This window comes from Nocardiopsis sp. TNDT3 (genome assembly GCF_003427465.1).
GTDB classification, from domain to species: Bacteria; Actinomycetota; Actinomycetes; order Streptosporangiales; family Streptosporangiaceae; genus Nocardiopsis; species Nocardiopsis dassonvillei.
The window spans coordinates 1-7,416 of record NZ_QPFC01000783.1 but is presented as its reverse complement, the minus strand read 5'-3'; the positions used below and the strand labels follow the sequence as shown (position 1 = coordinate 7,416).

The 7,416-nt window shown below is 76.4% G+C and carries 4 protein-coding genes; all 4 read left to right on the top strand.

The window, feature by feature from the left end:
* Positions 1-273, top strand: a 273-nt coding sequence (locus DQW06_RS19230; protein ID WP_157983492.1) for a phosphopantetheine-binding protein, incomplete at its 5' end; no start/stop codon positions are given.
* Entirely contained in the window at positions 270-5,783 is a 5,514-nt protein-coding gene (locus tag DQW06_RS19225; RefSeq protein ID WP_117199043.1) for a non-ribosomal peptide synthetase, read from the top strand. The genes DQW06_RS19230 and DQW06_RS19225, both read left to right, overlap by 4 nt.
* Positions 5,780-6,883 (top strand): NAD(P)H-binding protein, encoded by a 1,104-nt coding sequence (locus DQW06_RS19220; RefSeq protein WP_071621964.1) that lies wholly within the window; start codon positions 5,780-5,782, stop codon positions 6,881-6,883. Before DQW06_RS19225 ends, DQW06_RS19220 begins: the two co-directional genes overlap by 4 nt.
* Positions 6,880-7,416: Gfo/Idh/MocA family oxidoreductase (locus DQW06_RS19215; protein ID WP_198662496.1), on the top strand; the 537-nt coding region annotated here is incomplete at its 3' end. The genes DQW06_RS19220 and DQW06_RS19215, both read left to right, overlap by 4 nt.

Below are 7,416 nucleotides of genomic sequence, written 5' to 3'. Positions count from 1 at the left end.
GGCGCACCGCCCGAGGGCCCGACCGAACGGGCGGTGGCCGACATCTGGGCCGACCTGCTCGGCCTGGACACCGTCAACCGCGACGACGACTTCGTCGCGCTGGGCGGGGACAGCCTCCTCGCCACCCGCATGACCGAGGCCCTGCGCCGCCGCTTCGGCGCCGAACTGCCCCTGCGCCGCGTCTTCGAGGCGCCCACGGTCCGGGCGCTGGCCGCCCTGCTGGACCGCGGCCCGTCCTCAGCCGACCACGAGTTCGAGGAAGGAACCCTATGACTTCCGACAACGGAGGCCACGCACAGCTCCTCGCCGAGCTCCACGACCTCGGGGTCCACCTGTGGGTGGAGGACGGACGGCTGCGCTTCCGCGCGCCCCGGGGGGTCCTGGACCCGGCTCTGCGCGAGCGCCTGAGCGCGCGGAGGGAAGGACTGATCGCCCGCCTCCAGGAGGCCTCGGCCGCGGTCCGCCACGACGCGGAGGGCCGCCACGACCCCTTCCCGCTGACCGACGTCCAGTCCTCCTACCTCCTGGGCCGGGGAGGGGCGTTCGACTACGGCGGCTCCCCCTGCCAGGTCTACGCCGAGATGCCCGTGCGCGACCTTCGCCCCGACCGCCTCCAAGGGGCGTGGAACGCGCTGGTGCGCCGCCACGACATGCTCAGGGCCGTCGTGGACCCCGAAGGCCACCAGCGGGTGCGGCCCGAGGTCCCCGAGTACACCGTCGCCGTGGAGGACGTGCGCGGGCGGCCCCCGCAGGAGGTGCGCGCGCGCCGCCTGCGCGTCCGGGAGCAGATGGACCACCGCGTCTACGAGCCGGGCACGTGGCCGATGTTCGACGTGCGCGTCACCCGGGCCGACGACGGCGACCTCCTGCACGTCTCCATCGACTTCCTCACCGCCGACTACGCCAGCGTGCGCGTCCTGGTGCGCGAACTCGACCTCCTGCACCGCGACCCGGGGGCCGAACTGCCGGAGCTCGGCATCACCTTCCGCGACCACCTGCTGGCCGAGCACCGCCTGCGCGAGGGGCCCGTGTACGAACGCGACCGCGCCTACTGGGCGCGGCGCGTGGACAGCCTCCCCCCGGGACCGGAGCTCCCCGTGCTTCCCGGGGCCGCCCGCGGTGCGCCGGGCCGGTTCGACCGGTGGGAGACCGGGCTGGACCCCGACGCCTGGCGGGACCTCCAGGAACAGGCCCGGGCACGCGGCATCACCCCGTCCACCGCCGTCCTCGCGGCGTTCTCCGAGGTCGTCGGGGCCTGGAGCGCCGCACCGGCCTTCTGCCTCAACCTCACCCTGCTCAACCGCAACGCCCACCACCCCGACGTGGACCGCCTGGTCGGCGACTTCACCTCCGTGAACCTGCTGGAGCTGCACACCGACTCCGCCGGTTCCTTCACCGGGCGCGCCCGTGCCGCGCAGGAGCAGCTCCTGACCGACCTCGAACACCGCTCCTTCAGCGGTGTCGAGGTCATCCGCGAGACGGCCCGCACACGCGGCCCCGGCGCCTCCCTCATGCCGGTCGTCTTCACCAGCACCGTCGGGATGGAGGAGGCGGAGCAGCGGGAACCGGGGACCCTCGGCACCCCGACCTACGGGCGCAGCCAGACCCCCCAGGTGTGGATCGACGCCCAGGCCGTCGCCGAGGAGGGCCGCCTGTCGGCGCGGTGGGACGTGCGCCGGGGAGTGCTGCGCGAGGGTGTCGTGGAGGCGATGTTCGCCGCCTTCGACGGTCTCCTGGGCCGCCTGGCCGAGGGAGGGGCCTGGGACGAGGCCGCGCCGGTGGCGCTGCCCGCGGACCAGGCCCGGACCAGGCGCGCCGCCAACGACACCGCCGCTCCCCTGCCCGAGGGGCTGCTGCACGAGGACGCCGTCGCCGTCGCCCGGGCCCACCCCGAGCGCCCGGCCCTGGTGTGCGGAACGCGCGTCCTGACCCACGGCGAGGTCCTGTCCCGGGCCGTCCGCCTGGCCGACCGGCTGCGGCGGGAGGGGCTGCGCCGCGGGGACGTCGTCGCCGTGGTCATGGACAAGGGCTGGGAGGAGGTCGTGGCCGTCCTCGCCGTCCTCCTGGCCGGAGGCGCCTACCTTCCCGTGGACGCCCGGCAGCCCGCGGCCCGCCGCGGGCTCCTGCTGGGCGACGCCGGGGCGGGCCTCGTCCTGGCCCAGCCGTGGACGGCCGACGGAGCCGCGGCCGGTACCGGCGCCCGGGTCCTGACCGTGGACGACGACGGTGCGGACTCCGTCCCGGAGCCGTCGGACGTGCCGGACCCGACCGGCGCGGGCCCGGACGACCTGGCCTACGTCATCTACACCTCGGGCTCCACCGGAAGGCCCAAGGGCGTGATGGTCTCCCACCGGGCCGCCCTCAACACGCTGCACGACGTGCGCGGGCGCTTCGGCGTCACGGCCGACGACCGCGGCATCGCCCTGGCCTCCCTCGGCTTCGACCTGTCGGTCTTCGACGTCTTCGGGCTCCTCGGCGCCGGGGCCTGCCTCGTCCTGCCCGACGCCGACCGGCGGGGGGACCCCTCCCACTGGGCCGAGCTGGTCGAGCGCCACGGCGTCACCGTCTGGAACTCCGTGCCCGCCCAGATGCAGATGCTGGAGGACCACCTCGCCTCCGGAGGCGGCCGGGACGTCGGCAGCCTGCGGCTGGCCATGCTCAGCGGGGACTGGATCCCCGTCGCCCTGCCCGACCGGATCCGCCGCCGGGCGCCCGGCCTGCGGGTGGTCTCCCTCGGCGGGGCCACCGAGGCGGCCGTGTGGTCCATCGCCTTCCCCGTCGACGAGGTCGACCCCGCCTGGGCCTCCATCCCCTACGGGAGGCCGCTGGCCAACCAGACCTTCCACGTCCTCGACCACGCCCTGCGCGACCGCCCCGACCACGTGCCGGGCGAGCTGTACATCGGCGGGGCGGGACTGGCGTCGGGCTACCTGGGCGACCCGGAACGGACCGCGGACAGGTTCGTGACCCGCCCCGGGAGCGGGGAGCGCCTCTACCGCACCGGCGACCTGGGCCGCTACCGCGGCGACGGCACGATCGAGTTCCTGGGCAGGAGCGACCGCCAGGTCAAGGTGCGCGGCCACCGCATCGAACCCGGGGAGGTCGAGGCCGCCCTCATGGAGGCCCCGGAGGTCGGCGCGGCCGTCGTGCTCCCCGTCGGGGACAGCCCGCTGACCCGCAGGCTCGCCGCCTTCGTCCAGCCCGCCCCGCTTCCCGGCGCGGTCCGCCCCGACCTCGGCGCCGAGCGCGCGCGGGCGCACGCCCGCGCCTCCGCGGCCGTCGGTGACGTCGACCCGGAGGAGACCGCCGCGTTCATGTCCCGGCTGGACGACGCCTGCCGCCGGGGCATGCTGCACGCCCTGGCGTCCCAGGGGGTCCTCGCCGACCCCGGGCGCGGGCACACACTGGACGAGATCGCGGACGCCACCGCCGCCGCGCCCCGCCACCACCGGCTGCTGCGCCGCTGGCTGCTGGCGCTCGAACGCGACGGACTGCTGCGCAGGGAGGGCGACCTGCTCAGCGCCGCCCTCCCGTTCGACCCCGGTGCGCGGGACCGCGCCTGGACGCACGCGATGCGGCTCCAGCGCGAGGACGCCTACCCCCGGCTGCTCCTGGACTACTTCCGCCAGAGCCTGCTGCGGCTGCCCGAACTGCTGCGCGACGACACCGACCCGCTGCCCCTGCTGTTCCCCGAGGGGCGCGTGGACGTCTCCCACGCCGCCTACCGCGACAACGTCATCAGCCGCTACGTCAACGCCGCCGCCGTGGAGAGCGTGGTCGGCGCGGCCTCGGCCTTCGGCCCCGACCGGCCCTGCCGCGTGCTGGAGGTCGGGGCGGGCGTGGGCGGCACCAGCAGCGAGCTGATCCCGCGCCTGGCCGACGCCCACGTCAGGTACACCTTCACCGACGTCTCCCAGTTCTTCCTCAACGAGGCCCGGGCCCGCCACGGCGACCTGCCGTGGGTGGACTACGGGCTGTTCGACATCAACCGGGAGCCGAGGGAGCAGGGCCTGGCGCCCAACAGCCACGACGTCGTGGTCGCCGCCAACGTGCTGCACAACTCGCGCGACGCCGGGCAGGTGCTGGAACGCCTCGCGGGCCTGCTCGCTCCCGGTGGGCGGCTCGTGTTCATCGAGACCACCCGGGAGAACCTCCAGATCATGACCTCGATGGAGTTCATGATGCCCGAGGACGACCCGCGGGAGTGGGACTACCGGGACGAGCGCCGGGGCACCGACCAGACCTTCCTGTCCGTCGCGCAGTGGAGCAGGCTGCTCGCGGAGTCGGGCGCGGACGCCACGACGGTGCTGCCCGGCCCGGACGACCCCGCCGACTCCCTGGGCCAGCACGTCTTCACCGCCGTGTACAAGAGCGACCGGGCGCACCCGCGCCCCGCCGAACTGGGCGCGCGGCTGGCCGCCGCGCTGCCCGCCCACATGGTGCCCGCGAGCGTGACCGTGCTGGACTCCCTGCCGCTGACCTCCAACGGCAAGGTCGACGCCGAACGCCTCGCGGGGGCGCTGCCCGGGGCCTCCGGCGGCGGCGGAGACGCCGCCGAGGAGCCCCGCGAAGGCCTGGAGGAGCGGATCGCGCGGGTCTGGCTCGACCTGCTGCCGGTCTCCCGTGTGGGCCGCAACGAGGACTTCTACCAGCTGGGCGGGGACTCCCTGCTCATCGCCCAGGTCGCCGGGCGGATGCGCGAGAGCGTCCCCGAGGTCGGGGCCCACTACTACGACACCGTCCTGCGGACCCTGCTCAACCACCCCACCGTCTCCGGGTTCGCCGCGGCCCTGGGGGAGGACGCCGGGACGGCCGCGCCCGCCGGGTCCGGACGGCGCTCCCCCGGGTTCTCACTGGTGGGCACGGGCGGATCCGGCGCGGAGGCCACCCGCGTCCTGGTCCACGACGGCACGGGCACGCTCAACCCCTACCGGTCGCTGTCGCCCCTGCTGGCCGCGGACGGCCCGCTCCTGGGGATCGCGCTGGACGGCGGCCGGATCGACGACGACCCCCCGGAGGGGCACATCGACCGGTTGGCCGCCGACTACGCCGAGTCCCTGCTCCGCGAGGGGGGCCGCTTCCACGTGGTCGGCTACTGCATGGGCGGGCTGCTGGCGACCGAGGTCGCGCGCAACCTCACCGAGGCCGGGGCCGACGTGGCCAGCCTGAGCATCATCAGCAGCTACCGGCTGCCCCACGAGGTCCGCGACGAGCTCGTCCTGGAGTTCGTCTTCGCCCGGGTGCTGGGCGCCGACACCGCCAAGCTGGGCTACCCCGACGACGCGGTGCTCGCCCGGGCCTTCGACGCCGTCCTGGCGCGGACGCCGGGACGGGTGCCCGAGGGCGCGCTGGCCCGGCTCCCCGAGGAGGAGGGCCTGGCCGACGCGGCGCGGGCGTTCCGGGCCCTCGCGGACAAGGGGGCCGCGGCCCGTTTCCAGACGATGGCCGAAGCGGTGGGTCCGGGGCTCGCGGGCGAGGACGTCGCGGCGCTGTACCCCGTGTACCGCCACAGCATGGCCGCGGTGGCGGCGCACCGGCCCCAGCCCTACGCGGGCGACGCCGTGTTCCTGCGGGAGGCCTCCGACACCAGGTTCCTGCCCTGGTTGCGCCACGACATGACGCGGTTCTGGCGGGACCTGTGCCTGGGCGAGCTGACGGTGCAGGACGTGCCCGGGGACCACTTCTCCTGCCTGCGCGAGCCGCACGTGGACACGACCGCGCGGCTCCTCCTCACGGCGGGCCGACGCGCGCCGCACGGCACGGGACGGAGGGGGCCGCGATGACCCGCGTGGGCGTACTCGGCGCCGCGGGGGCGGTCGGTTCCGCGCTGCTGGCGCGGCTGGCCGGTACCGGGGCGCGCCTGACGGCGGGCGTACGCGACCCCGGCCGCCTGTCCGGCCCTCCCCCCGGGGCGGCCGTGCGCGTGGTCGACGCCGAGGACCCCGCGGGGCTGGCGGAGTTCTGCTCCTCCCACGACGTGGTGGTCAACTGCGCGGGCCCCTCCGCGCTCCTGGGGGACCGGGTCCTGCGGGCCGCGGCCGCGGCCGGCGCCCACTACGTGTCGGTGGGGGACGACGGACGCGACCACCTCTCCCCCGCGGGACCGGACGACCCCGACCCGGCGCCGGGCCGCTGCGCCCTGCTGGGGGCGGGCCTGCTGCCGGGGCTGAGCACACTGCTGCCCCGCGTGCTGGCCGACGGCTTCGACCGGGTGACGGACATGACGGTCCACTCCGGCGGCCTGGAGCGCTTCACCCCGGCGGCCGCGCGCGACTACGTCGCGGGGCTGGCCTCCGGCGCGGACCGCTCGCTGGCGGCCTGGCGCGGCGGCCGCCGTGTCGCGGGCGCCCTGCGGCCCGAGGCGGACGCGCGGCTGCCCTTCCTGCCCCGGCCCGTGTCCCTGCACCCCTTCCTGAGCCCCGAGGCCGAGCGCCTGGCACGCGCCCTGTCCCTGGAGCGCCTGGACTGGTGGCACGTCTTCGAGGGGACGCGCACCACCGACGCGCTCGCCGGGACGCGGGGCCGGGGTGTCACCGACCCCGACGCCCTGGCGGACCTGCTCGTGCGCGCCTCCGGCCTGGAGGTGTTCGGCCGCACCCAGTACCAGGCGCTGGTGCTGCGGGCCGGGGGCCGGATCGGCGGCCGTGAGCGCACCCGGGTCCTCGCGCTCACCGGCGCGGGTCCGGCCCTGAGCGCCGAGGCCGCGGCCCTGGCGGTGCGGTTCGCGGCCGGGGGCGGGGCGGCGGACGGAACGCACTGGGCGGGCGAGGCGCTGCCGACCGCCGGGGTCCTCGACGGCCTGCGGGACGCGCCCGGAGTCGCGTTCCTGCGCCTCACCGACGACGATGACGCGCACTCCGGAGTCGAGGAGGGGGTCCTGTGACGGGCACCGGAGACGGGCGCGGCGAGACCGTCGTGTGCGGGACCGGCTTCGGCCGCGTCTACCTCGCCGCCCTGCGCGACCACCCCGACCTGCGCCTGGCCGGGGTCCTGGCCCGGGGCAGCGCGAGGTCGGCGGAGTGCGCCCGCGCGGCCGGGGTCCCCCTGTACACCTCCGTCGACGACCTGCCCGCGAGCGTGCGGTTCGCCTGCGTCGCCGTCTACGCCGGAGTCAACGGCGGACCGGGCAGCGAGCTGGCCCGCGCCCTGCTGCGCCGGGGGGTGCACGTGATCCAGGAGGGCCCGCTGCACCACGACGAACTCGCGGCCACCCTGGGCGCGGCCCGCGAGGGCGGGGCGGCCTACCGCGTCAGCACCCACTACGACCGGGTCGCCCCGGTGCGCCGCTTCCTGGACGGGGTGCGCGCGCTGCGTTCGCTCCAGCCGCTGCGCTACGTCGAGGTCGTCTGCGGCCTCCAGGTGCTCTACCACGCCCTGGACGTCGTCGGCGCGGCCGTGGGCCGGTGGCGGCCCTGG